Annotated in this window: 13 protein-coding genes; 4 read left to right on the top strand and 9 right to left on the bottom strand. The window is 45.2% G+C overall.

Annotation, left to right across the window (positions count from 1 at the left end; genetic code table 11):
- Nucleotides 1-21: 21 nt before the first annotated feature.
- Together QUB39_RS04985 and cutA are read left to right on the top strand one after the other, a co-directional pair.
- Nucleotides 22-918, top strand: coding sequence for a pentapeptide repeat-containing protein (locus tag QUB39_RS04985; RefSeq protein ID WP_333054310.1), 897 nt, complete (start codon nucleotides 22-24; stop codon nucleotides 916-918).
- 196 nt (nucleotides 919-1,114) lie between these two features.
- Nucleotides 1,115-1,435: a divalent-cation tolerance protein CutA gene (gene cutA, locus QUB39_RS04980; RefSeq protein ID WP_333207924.1), complete on the top strand. Its 321-nt coding sequence runs from the start codon at nucleotides 1,115-1,117 to the stop codon at nucleotides 1,433-1,435.
- A gap of 67 nt (nucleotides 1,436-1,502) precedes the next feature.
- Here the strand turns inward: cutA and QUB39_RS04975 are convergent, their stop codons facing one another.
- Nucleotides 1,503-2,042, bottom strand: a complete 540-nt coding sequence (locus QUB39_RS04975; protein WP_333207926.1) for a DUF2231 domain-containing protein — start codon at nucleotides 2,040-2,042, stop codon at nucleotides 1,503-1,505.
- A gap of 51 nt (nucleotides 2,043-2,093) precedes the next feature.
- The gene (locus QUB39_RS04970; protein ID WP_333207928.1) at nucleotides 2,094-2,372 is read right to left on the bottom strand and encodes a hypothetical protein; all 279 of its coding nucleotides are present in this window, start codon (nucleotides 2,370-2,372) and stop codon (nucleotides 2,094-2,096) included.
- 210 nt (nucleotides 2,373-2,582) lie between these two features.
- Here QUB39_RS04970 and QUB39_RS04965 point away from each other — a divergent pair, with 210 nt between their 5' ends.
- On the top strand, nucleotides 2,583-3,755 hold the full coding sequence (locus QUB39_RS04965) for an FAD-binding oxidoreductase (RefSeq protein ID WP_333207930.1): 1,173 nt from the start codon (nucleotides 2,583-2,585) through the stop codon (nucleotides 3,753-3,755).
- A gap of 279 nt (nucleotides 3,756-4,034) precedes the next feature.
- Here the strand turns inward: QUB39_RS04965 and QUB39_RS04960 are convergent, their stop codons facing one another.
- The 7 genes from QUB39_RS04960 to QUB39_RS04930 all read right to left on the bottom strand — a co-directional run bounded on the left by QUB39_RS04960 (nucleotide 4,035) and on the right by QUB39_RS04930 (nucleotide 17,224).
- Entirely contained in the window at nucleotides 4,035-5,153 is a 1,119-nt protein-coding gene (locus QUB39_RS04960; protein ID WP_333207932.1) for an ATP-binding protein, read from the bottom strand.
- A gap of 4 nt (nucleotides 5,154-5,157) precedes the next feature.
- Nucleotides 5,158-8,865 (bottom strand): PAS domain S-box protein, encoded by a 3,708-nt coding sequence (locus tag QUB39_RS04955; protein ID WP_333485018.1) that lies wholly within the window; start codon nucleotides 8,863-8,865, stop codon nucleotides 5,158-5,160.
- 90 nt (nucleotides 8,866-8,955) lie between these two features.
- Complete coding sequence (locus QUB39_RS04950) at nucleotides 8,956-11,742, bottom strand: adenylate/guanylate cyclase domain-containing protein (protein ID WP_333054324.1); 2,787 nt, start codon at nucleotides 11,740-11,742, stop codon at nucleotides 8,956-8,958.
- A 57-nt stretch (nucleotides 11,743-11,799) separates the two neighbouring features.
- Complete coding sequence (locus QUB39_RS04945; RefSeq protein ID WP_333054325.1) at nucleotides 11,800-13,356, bottom strand: PAS domain-containing sensor histidine kinase; 1,557 nt, start codon at nucleotides 13,354-13,356, stop codon at nucleotides 11,800-11,802.
- Complete coding sequence (locus tag QUB39_RS04940; protein ID WP_333054326.1) at nucleotides 13,353-13,889, bottom strand: Rab family GTPase; 537 nt, start codon at nucleotides 13,887-13,889, stop codon at nucleotides 13,353-13,355. Before QUB39_RS04940 ends, QUB39_RS04945 begins: the two co-directional genes overlap by 4 nt.
- 2 nt (nucleotides 13,890-13,891) lie before the next feature.
- The gene (locus QUB39_RS04935; RefSeq protein ID WP_333259505.1) at nucleotides 13,892-16,609 is read right to left on the bottom strand and encodes an OmpA family protein; all 2,718 of its coding nucleotides are present in this window, start codon (nucleotides 16,607-16,609) and stop codon (nucleotides 13,892-13,894) included.
- Between the two features lie 6 nt (nucleotides 16,610-16,615).
- Nucleotides 16,616-17,224: a hypothetical protein gene (locus QUB39_RS04930; protein WP_333054328.1), complete on the bottom strand. Its 609-nt coding sequence runs from the start codon at nucleotides 17,222-17,224 to the stop codon at nucleotides 16,616-16,618.
- 1,258 nt (nucleotides 17,225-18,482) lie between these two features.
- On the opposite strand from QUB39_RS04930, the gene alaS reads away from it, so the two are divergent.
- Nucleotides 18,483-21,134 carry an alanine--tRNA ligase gene (gene alaS / locus QUB39_RS04925; RefSeq protein ID WP_333485017.1) on the top strand — a complete coding sequence of 884 codons (2,652 nt, stop codon included), beginning with the start codon at nucleotides 18,483-18,485 and terminating at the stop codon, nucleotides 21,132-21,134.
- Nucleotides 21,135-21,491: the final 357 nt, after the last annotated feature.

The following is a 21,491-nucleotide window of genomic DNA, read 5'->3' as shown; positions in this document are numbered from 1 at the left end:
TCATAGAAGGTATGATGCCCTATGGAAGTTAGCGAACTGCTCAACAATTACGAAAAAGGAGAAAGAGACTTTACTGGAGCCGACCTCAGCGGGAAAGACCTCAGCGGAGCAATCTTAATCGGAGTCAACCTTTCGCGAGCTAATCTTTCCGGGGCGAACCTCAGTAGGGCGTTTCTCACCAAAGCAACACTCAAAGATGCACAGATGCACAGAACAAATCTGAGTTTTGCCAAAATGGGTGAAACCCAACTCTCTGGTGCAGATTTGACAAAAGCTAATTTGAGTGGAGCTTTTTTGGTAAAAGCAAAAATGCCCAAGGTAAAGTTAAGCGGCGCAACTTTAACTGGCGCAAACCTGCGGGGTGCTGTGTTGTGGAATGCCAATTTGTGCAGCGCCGACTTGCAATTAGTTAACTTGCTGGGCGCGAATCTGACGGGAGCTAATTTTAAGTGGGCCAACCTTTACGGTGCAAGGCTCAATAGTGCAAAACTTTTTGGAGCTCAATTAACCGGAGTCAGTCTGCGACGAGCGCAGTTGACAGGGGTGAATCTTTGCGGTGTAGATTTGAGCGGCGTCAACGTGAGCGAAGCTAAACTCATGGGAGCTAATTTGGAAGGCTCGAATTTGGCGGGGGCGAATTTCAGCGCGGCTCAGTTGCGTGGGGTGAAGTTGGCGGGTGCAAACTTAACCGGGGCTAAGTTGAGGGGAAGTTGTTTGAGAGGGGCAAATCTGAATTGGGCAAAGTTGTCTCAAGCAGATTTGATGGCGGCAGATTTGAGCGAGGCGACGTTAATAGGAACTAATTTAGATAATGCTTTGTTGACGGGAGCTATTTTGCCGGAATCTACTAGGCGCTATTTTTCCTTAGCTGGGGCTGGCAGAGTCAATTCTTGGGAAGTTAATGAGATTAACGGTTGATTGTTGACTGTTGACTGTTGACTGTTGACAATTCCCGCATCCAGGATACCCGCCACGTGATTCATCTGTCCAGAAATAAAAAACCTGTATCCGATAAAGGATCCCCCGAATTTATCTCGCGCAAGTCAATGCTAAAATCGAAAATCGAAAATCTAAAATCGAAAATCTAAAATCGATTGACTGTTCACTGATTACTATGACAATTAATTTTGGGGTGGTGCTGGTAACTGCGGCATCGGAGGCGGAAGCGGAGAATCTCGCGAAATCTCTAATTGAAAACAAGCTGGCTGCTTGTGTGAGTTTGTCACCAATTCGCTCGATTTATAGTTGGCAAGGCGAGATTCATTCCGAGTCAGAGTGGCAGTTGCTGATTAAAACTGATTTGGCTAAATTTGAGGCTTTAAAAACAAAAGTTCAGGAACTCCATTCCTATGAAGTTCCCGAAATTATTGCTATTCCTATTATCGCTGGCAGCGATGCTTATCTCAATTGGCTGGGACAATCTTTAAGTTTGTAGTCAAGATTTTAGTCCTAAATTATCCAATGAAGAGGGACGGAATTCCCTACTAAAAATGGTCAGAAACCTAGGAATTATGACTGGTAGGGCCGATGACGCCGATTTTGTGGCGAAAACTTAGTTCGCCGCCGAACCAGCCTGTAACGCCCAGCAAAGTTGCTACGACGATCGATATTGCTAAACCTGTGTATACGATCGGCTCCGCCGGATTTTCTTGTCGCAATAGCAAGTTAATCAGGGTAAGTACCATAACCGCCACATTGCCGCCCATGTGCAACCAACCGGCACTGCGATCGCGCACTCTTTTAACTTTGAAAAAATCTAAAAAGCCCGTGATTGCGGCCAAAATCCCCGCAGCGAAACCCACACCCATCAGCCAAACCGAAGCTCTCGCCCAAAACGGATCGCTTGTCAGCCAATAACCGATGTCCGTGCCGGCGGCTCCTACTAAAAAGGCTACCGGAAAGATGACGATGATGGGGTGGATGGGATGGCCTGCAACTGAAAGCGTACTCGTAATACCGGCGTCGCGGTACTCTGTATCGTGACTTTCTAGAATCGGCGGAAGATTGGGATAGGGCGTACTATTTCTGGGATTTGTTTCCATGATTTCTACGATAACTTTTGTACAAAAAAACCCGTTTTTATTGGATTGAACTTAATCCCAAACCCGTTCGCCATTTTCGTCAACGCGGGCCTGCCGAATTACGTCAGAAATTTCGTCGGCGTCTTTGACGTGGTGCAAAGCTTTCTTTTCCCCGTCTGGTTCTTCGACGATTACATAAGTTGGAACTGTAACTGTATCTCCCACGATGTCGGGTACGTGGTCTACCGCTAGTTGCTGGGCTTTTTCTTCAATGGTTTGCGGTTGGTCGGAAATACGATCGCCCGGATTGACCGTGCGCTCCATATCTTTGCCTGGTTTGTCGATACTCATAAAAACCTCTCTGGTATTTCTAATTTTTTGCTGACTCTAATTCCTACTATTGAACGAAAAATATCTCTACGCAAACATCTCCCGACGGGTGGAAGTTTCAGTTAGGGCGATCGCAGACAGCCTCTTCCTGTAGGTAGAGGTTTTTCGATTTGTTCCGAAAAAACTAAGCTAAAATCTAAGCATGATATTTTCCTTCCCTTTGAGTTGCCCATGAAAAGTTACGATTGGATTGTTGTCGGCGGTGGCATTACGGGTGCGTCACTGAGTTACGAACTGGCAAAAAAAGGTTTTGCTGTGCTGCTTTTGGAACGAGATGCTACCATGCAAAATGCTACTCGTTTTAGTTATGGCGGCTTGGCTTATTGGTCGGGAACGACTGATTTAACTCGGCAATTGTGTCGGGAAGGTATCGAACGCCACCGCCATTTATCGGCCCAATTAGATGCTGATACTGAGTTTCGCGAGTTAGATTTGTTGCTGACAATTGATGCGGGCAATGATGTAGAAAAAGTGGCGGCTAATTACGCGCAATTTGCGATCGTTCCGCAGCTTTTGAGTGTTGCAGAAGCTGGCGAGTTGGAACCTTTGTTGAATAAAAGTGCGATCGCCGGAGCTCTGACTGTGCGTCACGGTCACATTTCGCCGACTGCCACAAATAAAGCTTATTGTCAAGGGTTTCTGCGGTTGGGAGGAACTATAGAATTTGCTGAAGTAATTGGGTTTATAGAAGAGGGAAATCGGATTTCGGGAGTTAAGACGGTACAGGAAAGTTATGCCTGCGAAAATACGGTTATTTGTGCTGGAGGTTGGAGTCGGAGTTTACTGAAAGCCGCTGGTGTTTCTGTGGGAGTTTATTTTACTCGCACGGAGATTTTGGAAACTGCACCTGTGGATTTGAAACTCAGAACTTTGGTGATGCCTGCGGTATTAAAACGTTTTGAATTGGAAGCTGAATCGAGTAGAAATGAGGTGGATTTTCTTTGGGATGAACCTGGTAAAGAGTTGCTGTCACCGATTTTAGATTCGGGTGCCATTCAATTTAATGATGGCAGTTTGCGGATCGGGCAATTGTCGCGCACTTTGAGCGATTTGAATGCTAAAGTCGATCGAGAAACCAGCGAAACGGCAATTCGTGCAGGAATCGGCAAGGTTTTGCCTGATTTGGCAGGTTTACCTGCAACTTGGCACGAGTGTAGTGTGGCATTTAGCGCTGATAATTTGCCTGTAGTGGGGCCGATCGCCGATCGCCCTGGATTGAACGTTTTTTCGGGTCTCAGCAATCCTTTGGCTATTGTACCTGCTTTGGCTGAGCGATTTGCTAATTGGGCGGGGGGAGAAGAAGATAGGGCGATCGAGCTTTTGTCTCCCGATCGATTTGCTTAAAAATGATATCATGTCCGGCCTGATTGAGACTTGTATGAATTTTGTAGGGGCGGGTTCACTAACAATAATTGCCTATAATCTACAATCTCATAAACCCGCCCCCCCGATACTTTTATCTCCTCTCAGTTGAATTGTCCGCGATGAAATTCTGTCGCGTGGTGGGGGCGGGTTTATGTAGATTGTTAGTCTGGATGATAGATTGTTGGTGAAACCCGCCCCTACAAGTATTGTGCTTATTTTACCGGACATGACTAATGACTACTGACGACTGACTACGGACTACTGACTACTAACTAAAAAAGGCAGGGCGACAATAAATGTAGTACCTTTGCCGATCGCACTTTCCACACTTATTGTACCGCCGTGCAGGTCAACTATGTGTTTGACAATGCAGAGTCCCAAACCCGATCCTTTAATGTTGCCTACATTAGCACCCCGTTCAAACTGCTGAAATAGTTTTTCTTGATATTCCGCTGTCATCCCAATTCCCTCATCTCGAACGCACAAAATTATTTGTTGGTTTTCGCAGCTTAACTCTAAACTGACATTGCCACCGTTTGGAGAATATTTAATGGCGTTGGAAAGCAAATTAGTCAGAAGGTGGTGCAGTAGTTTGGCGTCAAGATTGGCGTGCAGCGGATTTGTGTGACTGCGGAAATGTATTAGGTGTTTGTCGGTGACGATAGGTTGCAGTTCTTCTAAAATAGAATTGCATAAATCCGTCGCATTAATCGGATTTAAATTTAAGGAAATTTTGCCTGATTCGGCTTTGCTAAGCATTAAAATATCTTCCAGCAACCCACTCATATTACTGACGGCTTTTTTTATGCGATCGACATTTTTATGGGTGGTTCCGGCGCTTCTCTGCAAGTCGCTATCTTCTAGCATTTCCGCCGATAATTGTATGGTAGTTAAAGGAGTGCTTAAATCGTGGTAAGCCATTGAAATAAAGCGGGCTCTATTTTCGCTTTTTTCTGCTGCTAACGCCATTAAATTTTTCAAACTCACTGCTTCTTGATGTTTGCTCAGTGCTATCTTGATAGTGGCGTGCATTTCTCTTTCTTTAAAAGGTTTGAGCAGGTAGCCGTAAGAACCCGTATTTTCGGCTCGCTGCAAAGTTTCGTCGTCAGCATAGGCAGTTGTATAGATAATTGGTATATCTAATTCTTGATTAATTATTGCTGCTGTTTCTATGCCGTCAATGTCGCCTTTGATAACTATGTCCATTAAAATTAAATCTGGTCTTAGTTCGCGGGCGCGCTGGATGGCATCCGCTCCAGAAGAAACGATATCGGCAATTTGATATCCCAATTTTTCTAATTTAGGGGATAAGTTTTTAGCAATTAACAGTTCGTCTTCGACAATCAAAATCTTAATTGGTTTTTCGACCAAGCTCATATTGTTACAATCTTTGAAAGTAGTTTAACTCGTTAAATTTTAAGTGAAAGGATGTACCAACTTCTCTGGATATTTCGATTGTTCCTTCTAACTGCTCGGTTAAAGTGCAGACAACTTGAAACCCCATCGAGTGAGTTTTCCGAAAATCTAAGTTTTGAGGAAAGCCAATGCCGTTGTCCTTAACTAAAAGGTTGATTTCTCGATCGCCCGTTTGATAGCATTCTACACTAACTGTACCAGTTGTGCCATCAGGAAAAGCGTGTTTTAGCGTATTTGAAACCAATTCATTGGCAATTAAACCGCAGGGAGTAGCAGTTTCAAGATTTAGGGATATTGGCTCAGCTAATACCTGCAACTGAATTCGGTTGTTGCTAATATTGTAAGAGTGAAACAAGTTACTTACCAAGTCTTCGAGATATTCGCCAAAATTAATTTGCGCTAGGTTAGTCGAACGGTACAGTTTTTCGTGAATCAGAGCCATAGAATAAAGGCGATTCTGACTTTCTTCAAACATTTTGCTGACTTGGGGGTCGGCAACTGTGTTCGATTGCAATTCTAACAGACTGGCAACTACACAGAGGTTGTTTTTGACGCGGTGGTGAATTTCTTTGAGCAAAATTTCTTTTTCTCTGAGGGAGTTTTTCAAATTTGCTTCTGCTTGTTTGCGATCGCTCAGTTCAGCTTGCAGTTGCTGGTAAAGTAGAGATTGCTGAATCGCGATCGCCAATTGATTTACCAACTGCTGAAATAAATTGATTTCCGATTCTTGCCACTCACGAGGGCGATCGCATTGGTGGGCTATTAGCAATCCCCAAATTTGGCTGTGCTGAATAATCGGCACTACTAACTTGGCCCTAACTTGAATCTGTTTCATAAACTGGGCCATACAAGGTGTAAGGGAGGGATCATCTAGTTGGGAGATCGCACAAATTCGCCCTTGCAAATAAAGCTGAGAACTTTGGGCCGGAAAAACCTCTTCGCCAAAACATTTATCCACCAGTTGGCTGCATCCTTCTGCAACGGCTTCAGCAATGACTCGCCCGCCATTTTCGGGTAAAAGTTGATAAACCAAAACTCGATCGGCTAATAATACTTGCTGGAGTTCGGCAACGGTAGTGTTGAGAATTTCCTCTAATTGCAAAGACTGGCGCACACGACGGGCGATCGCCTCCACAAGCCTTTCTTGCTCGAACTGCTGCCCCCTAGCGAGTTCGGCATATTTAGAATTGCTGATATCCGCGGCATAACCAATAATTTCGATCGGAACACCTCTGCTATCAACCAATAGTTTGAGTTCCGTCCTTAGCCAGCGGTAACTTCCGTCTTGGTGTAGAAAACGATACTCGCAAATGCAATTTTTTTCCTCAGACAAATCCGAAAAATTTACTAAAAATTGTGGCCGATCTTCAGGATGAATCCGGCTCGACCAAAATTTACAATCTGCTAACAATTCTTGGGGGTCGTAGCCAACGATTGTCTGAACGTTGTCGCTGATGTAAGTAGTACAAAAGTCCCCCATCGGTGCGGCTGTAAAAATTACCGCCGGATTAGAACCCAGTAAAAATTGCAGGCGTTCTTTTAACTGCTGAAATTCCATTTCTGCTCGCTTACGATAACTGATATCTTCGATCGCCCCCATGCTGTAGAGAGGAATGCCCTCGCGATCGCGGATCAGCGTCACCGTCAAGTTTGCCCACATCAGCTCGCCATTCTTCTTAATCAAGCGTTTTTCCCTTTGGAAGCGAGAAATCTTGCCACAGATCAACTGCTTGACTTCCTCTACATCTGCGTGTAAATCTTCTGGATGCGTGAGTTCACTAAAAGTCGTGCTAGCCAACTCCGAATCGCTGTAGCCCAACATCTGGCGGTGAGCTTCATTCACTTTGATCGTGCGGAAGTCGCGCACGCTTGCCAAACCAAGCGCGATCGGAGCATCGTCAAATAAGTTGCGAAACTTTTCCTCGCTCTTTTGCAGTGCAGCTTCTGCGTGTTTGCGAGCGGTAATGTCTCGGGCTACCCACATCACCCGATCGAGCTCCAGGGGCGAAATACTCGCATCAAACCAAAATAATTTGCAGCCAATTTCCATGCTGTATTCAACTCTGTGGGTTTGCCCAGATGCCAATGTTTGGCGAATGTGGGCTAGGGCAAAATTAGCTTCCGCTTCTGGGAAGATTTCGGCGAGGGTTTTCCCCAGCACTTCAGGAGCCGGTTTATACAGCAGTTCGGGAGCCGTGGGGGCGATTTTGAGGTAGCGGCCGCTTGTGTCGAAAACCAGCACGATATCCGTCATGGCGTTAAACAGCGCCACCAGTTCGGCTTCGGAGTTTTGGAGTTTTTCTTCGGTCAATTTGCGATCGGTAATGTCAGTGTCAGTGCCAGTCAGGCGGAAAGCCCTGCCAGAAGCCGATCGAATCGCGCTGCCGCGGGCTAGTATCCAGCAGGTGCTGCCGTCTTTACGCACCATCCGGTGTTCTACTTCATAAATTTCTGTCAAACCTTCTAAATAAGCATTTACTGCTTGGGCGACGGCAACTCGATCGTCGGGATGAACGTGAGATGCCCAATTTTCCATGCGGTTAGGAATCTCTGTGTCTTGATAGCCCAACAAAGCTTTCAAAGAGGGAGCAATGTAGATTTCATCGGTTTGCAAATTCCAGTCCCAAACCCCCACTTTGCCGGCCGATACTGCCAGTTCGTACCATTGTGTCCGCTGCTGCACTCTCAGTTCTAACTCTGCATTGAGCTGCTGCAAAGCGATTTCTGCTTGTTTGCGATCCGTGACATCCCTGCCTGCAGCTTGATACTCGACGATTTGTCCGCTCTCGTCAAATATAGCCCGATCGATCCACTGGTGCCAGCGAATTTCCCCGCTCGGCAAAATTACTTGGTGCTCGCAGGTAAAAATAGGGTTGTCGGGAGACACAGAAGTATATTGCTGTTGAAAAAATTCTCGGTCTGCTTCTGGCAGCAGCGACATGAAGCATTTGCCTAGTAAGTCGATCGGCTGCACGCCGAAATAACGGCAATAAGCTTGATTGACAAAAGTTATTTTACCGTCTGGGAGGTAGCGGCAAATCAGTTCGGTTTGGTCTTCCACAATCGCCAGGTAGCGCGCCTCGCTCTGCCGCAGGGTATTTTCGGCATTTTGGCGATCGCTGACTTTTTCTAGTTCACAATTGCCCTCTAACAGTTCGCATTGTTCCTGGAGTTTTGCCACTTCTTGGTGCAGTGCCTCGCTCCAGCTATACATTGCTGGACGAATACTTTTTTCACTGATTAAACCTACTGGCTGACCCAGTTCATCTACAATTGGCAAGCAATCAATCGAGTATTGACAAAATAGCTTGAATGCGGTAGTAATATCTGTAAATTCTGATTCTTTTAAAACAATTAAATTCCGCGTCATTGCGTCGGCAACTTTCATGCCTTGCCATCCATATTCGGTCGCAGCTAAGTTGAGCACATCTTCCGGGCTTAGCAGTCCGACTAGCTGATTTTTATCGACAACTAAGACGCAACTAATAAATGCTTTTACAGTTTCGTTTGAGTCGGGAAATGCAGGTGAATTAGGCAGTGGGCAATGGTTGTTCGTCCGACGCATCAGGGCGATCGCCTCTGGGAGCGAAGTTGAGGGCCCAACCATCACAGGATGGCGATCGACAGCTTCGTCGGGCGATCGTAAATTGACCGACAAATTAGCAAGTTCCATTAGTCTTGGTGAAAAAGTATTGTTAATTAACTTTAGCAACACTTGTAGTCATCAGCCAGATGACTGATGACTGATGACCGATGACCTGCCTTATATTCGGCCAAGGAGCAGATAAGTTTTCATTGCCCCTTTGCCCTTAACTTCAATAGTTCCCCGCTCCTGAAATACATATTTGTGTTCCAATAACTTATAAGTAGTTTCGCTCACTTGAATCCGCCAAGGCAAACCGTGAGATTCCATGCGGGAAGCAATATTTACTGTGTCGCCCCACAAATCGTAAATAAACTTTTTTATGCCAATTACTCCAGCCACAACCGGGCCGCTGTGAATGCCGATGCGGATGCTAAAATATTTATTATGGCTAGCATTAAATCGGGCTATTTCTGCTTGCATATCTAGCGCCATTTGGGCGATCGCCTCTGCGTGGTCTGCCCTGGGTTCAGGGAGCCCTCCAACCGCCATGTATGCGTCGCCGATGGTCTTGATTTTCTCTAACCCATGCCGTTCGCACAAAAGGTCAAATCCTGAAAAAATCTGATTCAGAAGATCCACCAGTTCGATCGGATTCATGACGGCAGACAAAGCAGTAAACCCCACAATGTCAGCGAACAAAACAGTCACTTCTGGAAAGTATTCGGCAATAGTAGTTTCGTTTTGCTTGAGGCGTTCTGCTATTGCCTTGGGCAAGATATTTAACAGCAGCTTTTCTGATTTTTCTTGTTCTTCCCGCAGGGCATCTTCTGCTTGCTTGCGTTCCGTAATGTCATGGTAACTCCAGACTCGGCCGATAATTTTATCTCCCAACCGCTGCGGTTGCGAATAGCGTTCAAAAAATCTGCCGTCCTGAAATTCCAACAAGTCGTAACTTTCGGCTTCTGGCTGATCGTAAAGCGATTCTATTCTCTCTTGAAATGTTTGGGCGTCTTTGAGTTGATTCAGGAAAAAGGCGATCGTTGTGGCGTCATTTCGGAGTGCCATCACTTCGTTAGGTAGGCCCCACATTTCCACAAATTCTCGATTGAAAGTGACTATTTTTCCGCTCCTGTCAGTAGCTAAAATACCGTCAGCAGTAGAATCAAAAGTTGCTTGCAGCAGGGATACAGATTTTGCTAGGGCGTCCTCGGCCATTTTTCGAGCAGTAATGTCTCGCAAAATAGCGCGAATCGCTACTAGCGAACCTTCCGCAAATTTACAGCTTATGCTGCCTTCTAGCAAAATTTGTTCGTGATTTTTAGTAATAAATATTGTTTGAATAGAGTCAGGATACAATGTATTTTCATTGACCGTTTTTTTGGTAATAGCTTTATAGAATATATCCAGAGACTCAGGCGAGCTGTTCGGATGAATGATATCAAAAACAGTCATTTGAGCAATTTCTGCTTCGGTGTAGCCCAGAGTTTCCCGCCAAGCCCGATTTACATACAAAAAATGACCGTCCGCTCCTATACTTTGAATTAAGTCAGTAGCATTTTCAAATAAGTCTCGCAGTTGTTCTTCGCTTTCCCGCAAAGCTATTTCAGCTTGCTTGCGCTTAATGAATTGACCAATTTGGCTACCGATTGTTGCCATGGTTTGGAGCAATTCTTCATCAAAACACTGCACTTCCCTGCTGAATAAAATCATCACGCCCAAAACAGACCGGGCCGATTGTTCCGCCTCGTAGCCACCCAAAATTGGGAAACCAAAAGCTCCGTGCAGCCCTTCTTCAGCAGCGATTTCTCGGCGCAGACAACTGTCACTTTTTGTGACATCTGCAATCCACTGAGCTGAACCGCTAGCCCAAACGAAACCGGGCAATCCTTCGCCAAATGCACAGGTCATTTGTTCGGTAAATTCTGCAAATTTGGGGATCGAAAGTGAGCGTTTTGTCCAACTGGCGACACAGCGAAGCAAATTGGGAGCGGAAACCGCAGTTATTCTCTTAGTTTCTGACAGCAGTTTTTCCCCGGATTCTGGCATCCAAAGTTCGACGGTATCCCATCCCAAGCTGTCGCAAATTACAGGGAGAATTGCTGCTATAGCTTTTTTGATTGTTTCGGATGCCGACAGGATGCGAGTAGCGATGTACTGAGTTATTTGTCGCTTGCGGGCGCGCTGTTTATCTGTGACATCGCGGCCGATGTACACGAAATCTTGAAGGGTGGGCAAAGAACTAGAAATGCCTTGAATGTCAGTCGAAATAGCCGTACAGGAAAACGAAACTGTTAGTTTTTCTCCGGTTTTTGCCGTGCAAATTACTTCGGCATTAGTTTGCGATTGTTGAGGCTCATCTGGGCTAACTGCTTGCAAAGAGGAGCCAAAAGCAGCAAGAGCGTCTATTTGCTGGCCTACTAATTCTGATTCGCTGTAACCGAACAAATCTTGAGCCGCTTGATTGACTTTTTTAATCTTTCCCGATGCTGTTGTTACCAATAAAACTTCGGCCATTGAAGTAATAATTTTTTCAACATAATTATTAGTAGCGGCTAAGGTACTCAATAAAATATCCATTTCATTGGTAGCTTGCACTAGAGTTTGTTCTAAAGCCATCCTGTCGCTTACGTCTTGAAAAAATATAATTAATCTCTGATAATTTTCGTCATTGCTAAACTCCACGATATACATATCAAAATAAAGCCGCGAACCATTTTCTAATAGTCGCGTCATCGCTTTTAATTCAAAATTTGGCAAACGTTTTTCAAAAATATCGATTAAAATTTCTTCAGTTCCCACTAATTCGGGAAAGGGAATGCGAACATCGTTGCCGGCGACTACTTCCTCGGGACAGTCGGCAAACTGCTGCACTTGTAGAGAGATTTCTTGGATAAAAAAGTTTTTATCCAGTGCTAGGTACTCCAAGTGGTGGGGAACTAACAGTTTTTTTAACAAGGTTTTCATGTGAGATTTTTCTTATTGAATGCGCCCTAGGGATTGAATTATCTAAAATCAATCTATTTATCTCTGTTTATTAAATGGAATTCTGACTAAAAAGGTAGTGCCTAGCCCTATCTCGCTGGAAAACTCGATTTGACCTCCATGCAAATCTACACACTGCTTGACTATGGATAAACCCAGTCCTGTACCGGGTATTTTTTCGACATTTTTGGCTCGATAATAAGATTCAAAGAGTTGTTCTTGGTCTTCGAGAGGAATGCCAATGCCTGCGTCTTTAATTTTAAATGTGGCTTCTTCATTATTCTGACAATTTAATTCAAAATAAATATTGCTGTCGAGGGGCGAATATTTGACTGCATTTGACAGCAAATTTGTCAAGATGTGTCGCAGCAATTTGGGATCTAGTGCGGGCAACTGTTCCGTTTCCTGTAAGTTGGTATCATCTTTTTTCGCTGGCGTAACTAATTCTTGATAAATAAAGTTAATTGTATGATTTTTCCCATAACTAATTTTAATGAATTCTACTAACTCGCTGCAAAATTTTTTTAAGTCAACTGGTGCGGGATAGAATTCGAGTTTTCCTGCTTCGGCGCTGCTGAGCAACCGCACGTCATCTAATAGCTGAGCCATTTGTTGAGATGCTGATTTAACGTGTTGCAGGTATTGTTGTTTTTCCGCGTGGGTGATATCGTCGCCGTAGTCTTGGAGGATTTTAGTAGCAAATAATACTGTACTTAAAGGATTGCCAAATTCGTGAGCAATCATCGAGAAAAAACGAGATTTTACCTGTCTGAGTTCTTGCTCTTTTGCCAAAGAGCGGCGAATTTCTATTTCTTGTTGTTTGCGTTCTGTGATGTCCCTACCTATATAAATGAAATCGTAAAGTCCCTCTAATTCTGTCTGAACTGCCGAACAGGAAAATTCTACCCAAATTTTTTCTCCTGCTTTAGTAGTGCAGACTATTTCTAGTTCTCTACGTAGCTCTTTTTGAGACAAAATATATCGGTGGCGAGCTTGGTAAATTAATGTTTCTTCGACTACTATTATGGACAGGGGGTTGCCGATTAATTCTGCTTCGTTATACCCAAATAACCATTGGGCAGATTGATTGATTTTTTTGATATTTCCTAATGTTGTTGTCACCAACAAAGCATCACCCATCGAACGAATAACTTTATCTATATAATCTTTAGAAGCGGCTAAGGCACTAACCAAAAGATTAGCTTCATTCGCCCTCTGAATCAACGATTGCTTCATGACCATCTTTTCGGTGGTATCTTCAATCAAAATTAGCAATTTACTTGGGACATCTTCTTGTTCTTCTTCATATTTGATAGCCAACATATCAAAGTATAAAGGGCGGTTTGGGTCGGCAAACCGAGCGATACCTTTGACTTCAAAACCGGGCAGCCGTCCCATAATGATGGACATGAGGATATTTTCAATGCCAATCAGTTCGGGAAAACTCAGGCGAGCATCTGCACCGGGTATAGCCTGGCCCGGAATATCAGCATAATGCTGCACTTCGGCGGAGGTTTCCTGAATGATGAAATGGTGATTTACTAGAAAATACTGTGTTTGTCGCGGGCCTAACAGCTTTCTTAACAGGAGGTTCATACTTGTTCTACCATTGTGTAAGCTAGTTTGTAGAAAATTTCGTCAACGTCTTTGCCTGTTTTAGCAGATGTTGTGTAAACTCCTATTACTTTGTCTTGACTTATCGAATGGGACATTTCCACTAGCAGCGCCAATTTTTCCTCGTCAATCAAGTCTACTTTGTTCAAAGCGACGATAATTGACCCTTTAGGATTGACTGAAGAAAAAAGCTGAATGTGTTCGGAGATTCGCTCAACTGTTTCGGAGCGGCTGACATCGGCAACGATTAAAACGCCGCTAGCTCCCTGCAAGTAAGTCGGTGCTATTCCTTTGAATTTTGTATGCCCTTCTAAGTCCCAAATCAGCAACTTTGCAGTGACGTTTTCCCGCTGTTTTATCCCTTCTAATTCTACGATTTTGCTGGAAATTTTTACTCCTACTGTGGAGAGGTATTGGTCGCTGAATTGCCGATCGACAAAACGGCGGATTAGGCTAGTTTTACCCACGCCGAAATCCCCAATCATGCACATTTTTTTAGATATAGTAACTGACATAATTAGTTGCTGTTTATGGTCTTAGTTATTGGTTCAAATAGCACACATCTGCTTAAAAGTAGCGGTTGATTGGGTTCCAAGCCGGAAGGAGGATGTGGGCTGCCAATCGCGACAAGGCGCTTGGGGTCAGCACCTTGCCGCACTAAAGCCTCTTGCACTGCTGTGGCACGCTGGAGTGACAACCGTTGATTTGTGGCAAGTTCCCCAGTTCGATCGCTGTGCCCAATTATCTTAATATGTTTTTGAGGATATTGATCCATGAAATTTTTGACACTGGCGATGATTTCTCCGTATGTAGGGTCTAATTTTGCCGTTCCTGGCTGGAAGTAAATGCGGCTTGTAATTTTCAGCGGCTCTAATTTAATTGTGCTAATCACCGATTGAACACCGGGAATTTGCTTCAGGGACTGAGCTATTTTCTGTGCGTCTGCACCATCTCTAACGCTACCCTCTACTGTCACTTTACGATCGCCATACCGCGTAGAAATAGAAAGGCCCTCTTTCTGATTCAAAACAGCGGTAATCCGCTGTACCTCAGCCGCCGTCAAAACTGGATCTGGGGGGACATCTACAGCTAGAATTCTATTATCTAATTGCAATTTCGGTGCAGTTGATGCGGCTATTTTTGCAGCTTGTGCCCGCAATTCTTGATTTGGCAACTTTCCGGTTAGCTTTAAAGTTTTGCCATCAACTGTAACATCTAAGCGGTAAACTGCTAATTGGGGAGTGGATGCTAAAGCTGCGATGGCATTTGCTTCGAGGCGACGGTAAATGTTGCTGCGATACTGAGAAATTCCCCAAGGTACTAAGATTAAGCTCAGGGCGGCTAAACTGATAGCCGCTAGGGCGATCGGGGGTTTTGTTGATTTTTCCCTTTGCAGCGGGTCGAATAAACTTTTTATACAGGGGTGCAGCGAATCCGGTATAGTACCGGGGTCGCCGTTAAACTCGTGAATTACTTTAGCATAATTAAGGATGAGATTACTAACTGTTTGCCGCAGTTTGTTGATGAAAGACTGTGGCGGTTCTCCTTTAATCACGACTGCCATGTAGCAATATCCCGCTACTTCGAGCATAATTTTTGAGTCGCCGTATTCAATTTGATTTAGTTCGGAAACTTCTCCGGGCTGCACGATGCACTCGTTAACAAAGCTGCGAATAGCGGTGAGCATTCCTGCTACCATTTCTGATTCTAACTGGTAGCTTTCTGAGTTTTGAAATTCGGAAATTATCAAGCCTGATGCTTTATGAATTAAGAATGCTGCTTGGACGGTAAAGGGTATTGATTCTTTGAGGATTAATTCGGCTTCGGAGACTCCTTGTACTTTGGAGCGAATTTTGCGCTGAACTCCTTCAACGCTGAGGGCGTTTGACACTTTTTCATTGATTGTCTTGATAGCTTCTGCCATGTATCGGGAAATAGTATTGCCAATTACGGGATAGAGGGCATCCACCATTGCGTCGCGTTCGAGTTCAATTTGGGCTGTAATCGCTTTGCCCATTTCCGGGGCGAGGGCTTGAGCGATCGACTCTTGGTCAAGGCGAATTTGCTCTTTAATTGCCAGACCAATTTCTGGGGCGATCGCCTTAGCAATATCCGCTGGCGAATTAACTATTTGTTGAGCAAGTGCGTCGGGAAGCAGCTCAGCTATTGCCGCACTCATTGCCGACTTGTTTTCGACAGTTTTTGCCCTAATCACTTCGTCAATAATCGGCACGATCGCCTTAACAACTTCTTCCCTGGAATCGGCGACTTTGCGACTGAGAATTTCTGCGATCCAAGGTAACATCAACTCAATCAACTCTTGGGGATCGTAGATTTGGTGCTCCAATTTTCCTAATTTATCGTCGATTGTTGCCATCAGGTGGCGCACACCCGGCAAATCGTTTTCTGCCAGCAGATTTTTGACTTGCTCGATATCTGATATTTTTGAGCCAAAAATCAGATTTTGCAGCGTTTCCATCGCGCTGTCTGCTTCATTTAAATCCTGTTTAATTTGACCTAATATTTCTGCTGGCTGCGATCTCGTTGTCGGCTGTTCTACCAAGTTTGGCATCGATTGAAGCGAAGAAGCAACCACCGGATCTAAATATGCAGTTGATGGTGGATCTGAGACTTTGGAAAATATGGGATTATGGGAAATTTCCGAGGATTTTGACTCGGAATCGGTTGCGGAAACATCTTGTTGCGGATGGAACCCCTGGGATTTTTGAGCCTCTACGTAATGTAGAGAATCTTTTATTGTCAAGTTAGACAATGCTTCGACAGGCTGTGATTCCTCCTCCAAATCCGGCTGGGCGATCGCGGAAACATCTATAGTTTTAGCTGAGGAATAGTCTTTTTCCAGTTCTGAAGTGTTGAGTTTTTGAGTAGCGAATAGCAAACTTTTGAACTCATCTTTAACATCCCACGAATCGCCAGACTCCGGTTGGTGAGATCCAGTTTCGGGTACACTCGCTGCAACTTCCTCTGGCGCTTGCTCAGAAATACCCAACAAATCCATCAACCCGCCGAGGGCCCCAGCTTGATTATTTTTGTCGCTGCTGTCATCTTCGGGCTCTGCATTTTGCTGGTTGGAGCCTGCAATAATTTTGAGATCGACTAACAGATTCAGCAAGGGTTCTAGCTGGGTTGCTGCATGGGAAGCAGACTCGTCAGGTTGAGAAACAAAACCCTCTAACTCATTTTCGTCAGCCGGATTTTCTTTCGGTAAAGCCATGCGTTATTATCCGTTATGGTGGCGCTCCGGCAACAGAAACTCGGTATTTAACTTATTATCCGCAACGCCTTTAAGTTCGGGGACAAATTCTGTTCCTTTGAGCCTCATGCCGAGTTCAAACAGAATTTCTGCCATGTCGTCTCTAGAAACTTTAACATCTCTGAGCATAGAAAAGCGACGATCGAGTTCTTCAAAAACCTGTGTTTTCAAAGTGCGGGTTTCTTCAGATAGTCGCTCTCTGGTTTGGGAGAGTTCGTCACGCAGCGAACTGGTTTGATTGTCTATAGCCTCGTCGAGGGCTTCCATGCTGCTGGAGAATTTGCGGTTAATGCGATCGACTTGCTGGCGGATGTCTGCGCTTTCTTCTTGGGTGTTTGAGGTGAGCGATTTAACTTTCTTTTCTAGCGAATCAACTGCAGCCCTCATTTCTCCTGAAAGAACTGTTTTTACTTGTTCGATGCGAGTTTGCATATCTTGCTGCATCATCGACAAGTCGGAATCTATTTTATCGAAGCGATTATCGTATTCTCTAAGCTGCGCTCCGAAAATTATATCGCGAATCTGGTCGATATTTCCCAGCCGTTCGCGCATTTCTTCTTTAGTTATTTCGGCCATAATACCTGGAATCTCCGGAGATGGTGAGTTTAAGAACTGTGCTAGTGATTTACTACCGTTGTTGGTGGCACTAGCTTTTTTGAGTGGGCGGGCTTTTATTGTTTGAACTCTCACCCCTGCGTCGGGGATGGGATTTTTTAGAGTCTTGACTCTAAATATCCTGAGATTCAAATTTTTGAGCCTGGTCTTGTCACCAAAAATGGCGGTTGGCTATCCTTGGCTTGCAGCAAGCTCATAGAAGCGTTGATTTTGCTGCTATACAGCACAGCGGGTAGGTTTTAATGTCTTGACTGACATCCTCAATCATATCCCATCTTGACAGTGCCTCATACGACAGCGGTGGAGTCCCGGCAAAAAGCAGGCGGGCGCGCTCCACGTGCCATTATATATAATATATAACTCAAAACCTGCACCGATCGATCGCCGATCGGCTCGGAGGGATGCTGCCTTTGAGCAGAAAGCACTTAGGAGCGCGAATTAAATAATTTACACAAGTTTTTGGGGAGTAGGGGTTGGGCTTATAGCCCGCCCTTTCTGGACGGGCGGGACGCCCATCCCACAAGAACCATCACGCATTGTAAGTTATTTAATTCTCATTCCTTATAAAGTCGAACTCGGCCGAGCTCTCCCCCTCGAATCCTCTTCTCCTGCGATCGCCCTATAAAAATTCATAGGGCCCGATCGACAGCGATCGGACCCAATAATATGAGAGCTTTGTTTTTTCTAACAAACGAGATGTGTTTCCGGTGGAGAACTTTTACTTACTAGGGTTTACAACTTGTGCAGCTTTACTGTTAATCCGCAACTACAACTACGTCTGACTCGACTGCGGTTTGGCTTGACTGCTCGATCGGCAGTTCGCCACTATTTCAAGTTGTGTTCGGTTAATTTCTGCTGCGCCTGGGAATCTAGACCGGAGACACCATGTCTATATCCTCGAACTTTCTTTCTAAATATAGCGACCTCCTTTCTCTTCCTGTCCCGGTGTCTATTATTAAGTTAGCATGAGCTTTCCGAGGAGTAAAGCACTATTTGCAAAACTTGATAGGTCTTTACATTACTAAGTATAATGATATGAATATCCAAATAGATGTAAGTTAGCACTCACGCACTCGCCCACAAAGAAACCGGGTTTTTTCACCGAGATTGAGGATTTTAAGCAAGTATTTTGGTTGAAAAACCCGGTTTCTGGACACCCGTGCAAAAGTCCTATAAATTCTATTGTTGCTACATCTTTACATTCTTAACAGTTCTTGTCATGACTATTTCTCCTAAGTTTCTCAGTGGTAGCCAAATCCGCCAAACATTCCTCGACTTTTATGCCCAGCGAGGACATAAGATATTGCCGAGTGCTTCTTTGGTGCCCGAAGATCCGACAGTGTTGCTGACGATCGCCGGAATGTTACAATTCAAGCCGATATTTCTCGGACAGCGCACCGCCGAATCACCGCGCGCCACCACTTCTCAAAAGTGCATCCGCACCAACGACATCGAAAACGTCGGCCGCACCGCCCGCCACCACACGTTTTTTGAGATGTTGGGTAACTTCAGTTTCGGGGATTATTTCAAGAAACAGGCGATCGCCTGGGCGTGGGAACTTTCCACGGAAGTTTTCGGTTTACCAGCGTCGAATTTGGTTGTTAGTGTTTTCCGAGAAGATGACGAAGCTTTTGCAATTTGGCGCGATGAAATTGGTATTCCGGGCGATCGGATTCAGCGCATGGGAGAAGATGACAATTTCTGGCAATCCGGCCCGACAGGCCCCTGCGGCCCGTGTTCGGAGATTTACTATGATTTCCACCCAGAAAGAGGCGACAATATTGACCTCGAAGATGATAGCAGGTTTATTGAATTCTACAACCTGGTTTTCATGCAGTACAATAAGGATGCAGAGGGCAATTTAACACCGCTGCAAAATCAAAATATTGATACTGGGTTGGGACTGGAACGGATGGCGCAAATCCTCCAGAAAGTCCCCAATAATTACGAAACAGATTTGATTTTTCCGATCATTCAATCGGCGGCAGAAATTGCCGGGATTGATTACCACAATAGCGATGAAAAAGTCAAGATTTCGCTGAAAGTAATTGGCGATCACATTCGGGCTGTGGTGCACATGATTGCGGACGAAATTCGCGCGTCGAATGTGGGTCGGGGTTACATTTTGCGCCGGTTAATTCGCCGGGTGGTCCGCCACGGGCGACTGATTGGAATTCAGGGCGAATTTACGGTGCGGGTAGCTGAAAGTGCGATCGCGCTTTCGGAAGCTGCTTATCCGAACGTGCGGCAGCGGGAAGCTCAAATTAAGGCGGAATTGGCAAGGGAAGAAGCGCAGTTTCTCAAGACTTTGGAACGCGGAGAGAAGCTGCTGGAGGAAATTGTCGATCGCACAAAACAGCAAGCAAACCAACAAATCAGCGGTCAAGATGCTTTCACTCTTTACGATACCTACGGTTTCCCCTTAGAACTGACTCAAGAAATTGCTGAGGAACAGGGAATTTCTGTGGATTTGGACGGCTTTGAAGCCGCGATGGAGGAACAGCAAACTCGCGCTAAAAATGCTCGCCAAACAATCGATTTGACTGTGCAGGGTTCTTTGGATAAGTTGGCTGAAACAATCCAGGGAACTGAGTTTGTCGGTTATGCTGAATTGTCGAGTTTAGCTGAGGTGGAAGTTATCTTAGTTGACGGCAAATCTGTGGAAGAAGCAGCCGCAGGCACTGAGGTACAAGTTGTTTTGAACCAAACACCGTTTTATGCAGAATCCGGCGGACAAATTGGGGATAAAGGTTATTTGAAAAGCGGAGATAATGGTGATGGTTTGTTAGTAAGAGTTGATGATGTGAAGAAGGAATCAGATTTCTTCGTGCATTTCGGCTTTGTGGAACGGGGAACGCTGAGAGTTGGCGATAGTATTACTGCGAAGATTGACAATAGCGGTCGCCGCCGAATTCAAGCCAACCACACAGCAACTCACTTATTACAATCAGCTTTGCGAAAAATTGTGGACGATTCGATTTCGCAAGCTGGTTCGCTGGTATCGTCTGAGAGATTGCGGTTTGATTTCAATTCTCCGCGCGCTGTCACAGCAGAAGAGTTGCAGAAAATTGAGGATTTAATTAATAGTTGGATTGCTGAGGCCCACGCTGCGGAAGTTGCGGAAATGCCGATCGCCCTTGCGAGAGAAAAAGGCGCGACTGCGATGTTTGGCGAGAAGTACGGCGACGTGGTGCGGGTTATCGATTTTCCCGGCGTTTCGATGGAATTGTGCGGCGGAACTCACGTCAGCAATACCGCAGAAATCGGGCTGTTTAAGATTGTTTCGGAAGCGGGGGTAGCGGCGGGAACTCGCAGGATTGAAGCGGTTTCCGGTCAAGCTGTTTTGGACTATTTGAATGTGCGGGATAAGGTGGTGCGCGATTTGGGCGATCGATTTAAGGCGAAACCTGAAGAATTGCCGAACCGGATTACTAATTTGCAGAATGAGTTGAAGGATACTCAGAAACATTTGGCTGCTGTGAAGTCGGAATTGGCGATCGCAAAATCCGACCAGTTGCTGAGTGCGGCGGAGGCGATCGGCGAATTCAAAATCATTGTAGCTCAATTGGGAGATGTGGATACAGAAGCGCTGAAAACTGCGGCGGAAAGATTGCAGCAAAAGTTAGGAAATGCTGCGGTTGTTTTGGCCTCAATTCCTGAACCGGATAAGGTAAGTTTGGTGGCTGCTTTTAGTCCTGAAGTCAATAAGAAAGGATTGCAAGCTGGCAAGTTTATCGGGGGAATTGCTCAAATTTGTGGCGGAAAAGGCGGCGGGCGGCCGAATTTGGCGCAAGCTGGGGGACGCGATGCAAGTAAGTTGCAGGAAGCCTTGGAAAGTGCTCGCAATTTGTTAGTTGAAGGGTTGGGTTAATTACTCGGATCAGGTGATTTCGGGGAAACTGTAGGGGCGGGTTCACCAACCATAATCGTCAATAATCGACAATCTCAAAAACCCGCCCCCACCCACTAAGAATCATCATGTACATAGTCCTCGTAGGGGCGGGTTCACCAACCATAATTGCCACAAATCGACAATCTCAAAAACCCGCCCCCACCCAACGAAAAATACCAACCTACATTTTCCGATGCGATGAAAATTCCAGGTTGATGTGGGTTATCGGTGGTGGGGGGCGGGTTTATCTAGATTGTTAGTATTTGTTAGATATTGTTGGTGGAACCCGCCCCTACAAAATCTGGGTAAAAGTATTGTACAAAAAACTCGGGTTTT

The organism is Microcoleus sp. AT8-B5 (assembly GCF_036705565.1).
Taxonomy (GTDB): Bacteria; Cyanobacteriota; Cyanobacteriia; order Cyanobacteriales; family Microcoleaceae; genus Microcoleus.
Note: the sequence above shows the minus strand (reverse complement) of the source record. Positions and strands in the feature narration are given on the sequence as shown.

Excerpts from the sequence above, each read along its gene's own strand:
- QUB39_RS04985 (WP_333054310.1), top strand. The coding sequence starts at position 22 with ATGGAAGTTAGCGAACTGCTCAACAATTACGAAAAAGGAGAAAGAGAC.
- cutA (WP_333207924.1), top strand. The coding sequence starts at position 1,115 with ATGACAATTAATTTTGGGGTGGTGCTGGTAACTGCGGCATCGGAGGCG.
- QUB39_RS04975 (WP_333207926.1), bottom strand. The coding sequence starts at position 2,042 with ATGGAAACAAATCCCAGAAATAGTACGCCCTATCCCAATCTTCCGCCG.
- QUB39_RS04970 (WP_333207928.1), bottom strand. The coding sequence starts at position 2,372 with ATGAGTATCGACAAACCAGGCAAAGATATGGAGCGCACGGTCAATCCG.
- QUB39_RS04965 (WP_333207930.1), top strand. The coding sequence starts at position 2,583 with ATGAAAAGTTACGATTGGATTGTTGTCGGCGGTGGCATTACGGGTGCG.
- QUB39_RS04960 (WP_333207932.1), bottom strand. The coding sequence starts at position 5,153 with ATGAGCTTGGTCGAAAAACCAATTAAGATTTTGATTGTCGAAGACGAA.
- QUB39_RS04955 (WP_333485018.1), bottom strand. The coding sequence starts at position 8,865 with ATGGAACTTGCTAATTTGTCGGTCAATTTACGATCGCCCGACGAAGCT.
- QUB39_RS04950 (WP_333054324.1), bottom strand. The coding sequence starts at position 11,742 with ATGAAAACCTTGTTAAAAAAACTGTTAGTTCCCCACCACTTGGAGTAC.
- QUB39_RS04945 (WP_333054325.1), bottom strand. The coding sequence starts at position 13,356 with ATGAACCTCCTGTTAAGAAAGCTGTTAGGCCCGCGACAAACACAGTAT.
- QUB39_RS04940 (WP_333054326.1), bottom strand. The coding sequence starts at position 13,889 with ATGTCAGTTACTATATCTAAAAAAATGTGCATGATTGGGGATTTCGGC.
- QUB39_RS04935 (WP_333259505.1), bottom strand. The coding sequence starts at position 16,609 with ATGGCTTTACCGAAAGAAAATCCGGCTGACGAAAATGAGTTAGAGGGT.
- QUB39_RS04930 (WP_333054328.1), bottom strand. The coding sequence starts at position 17,224 with ATGGCCGAAATAACTAAAGAAGAAATGCGCGAACGGCTGGGAAATATC.
- alaS (WP_333485017.1), top strand. The coding sequence starts at position 18,483 with ATGACTATTTCTCCTAAGTTTCTCAGTGGTAGCCAAATCCGCCAAACA.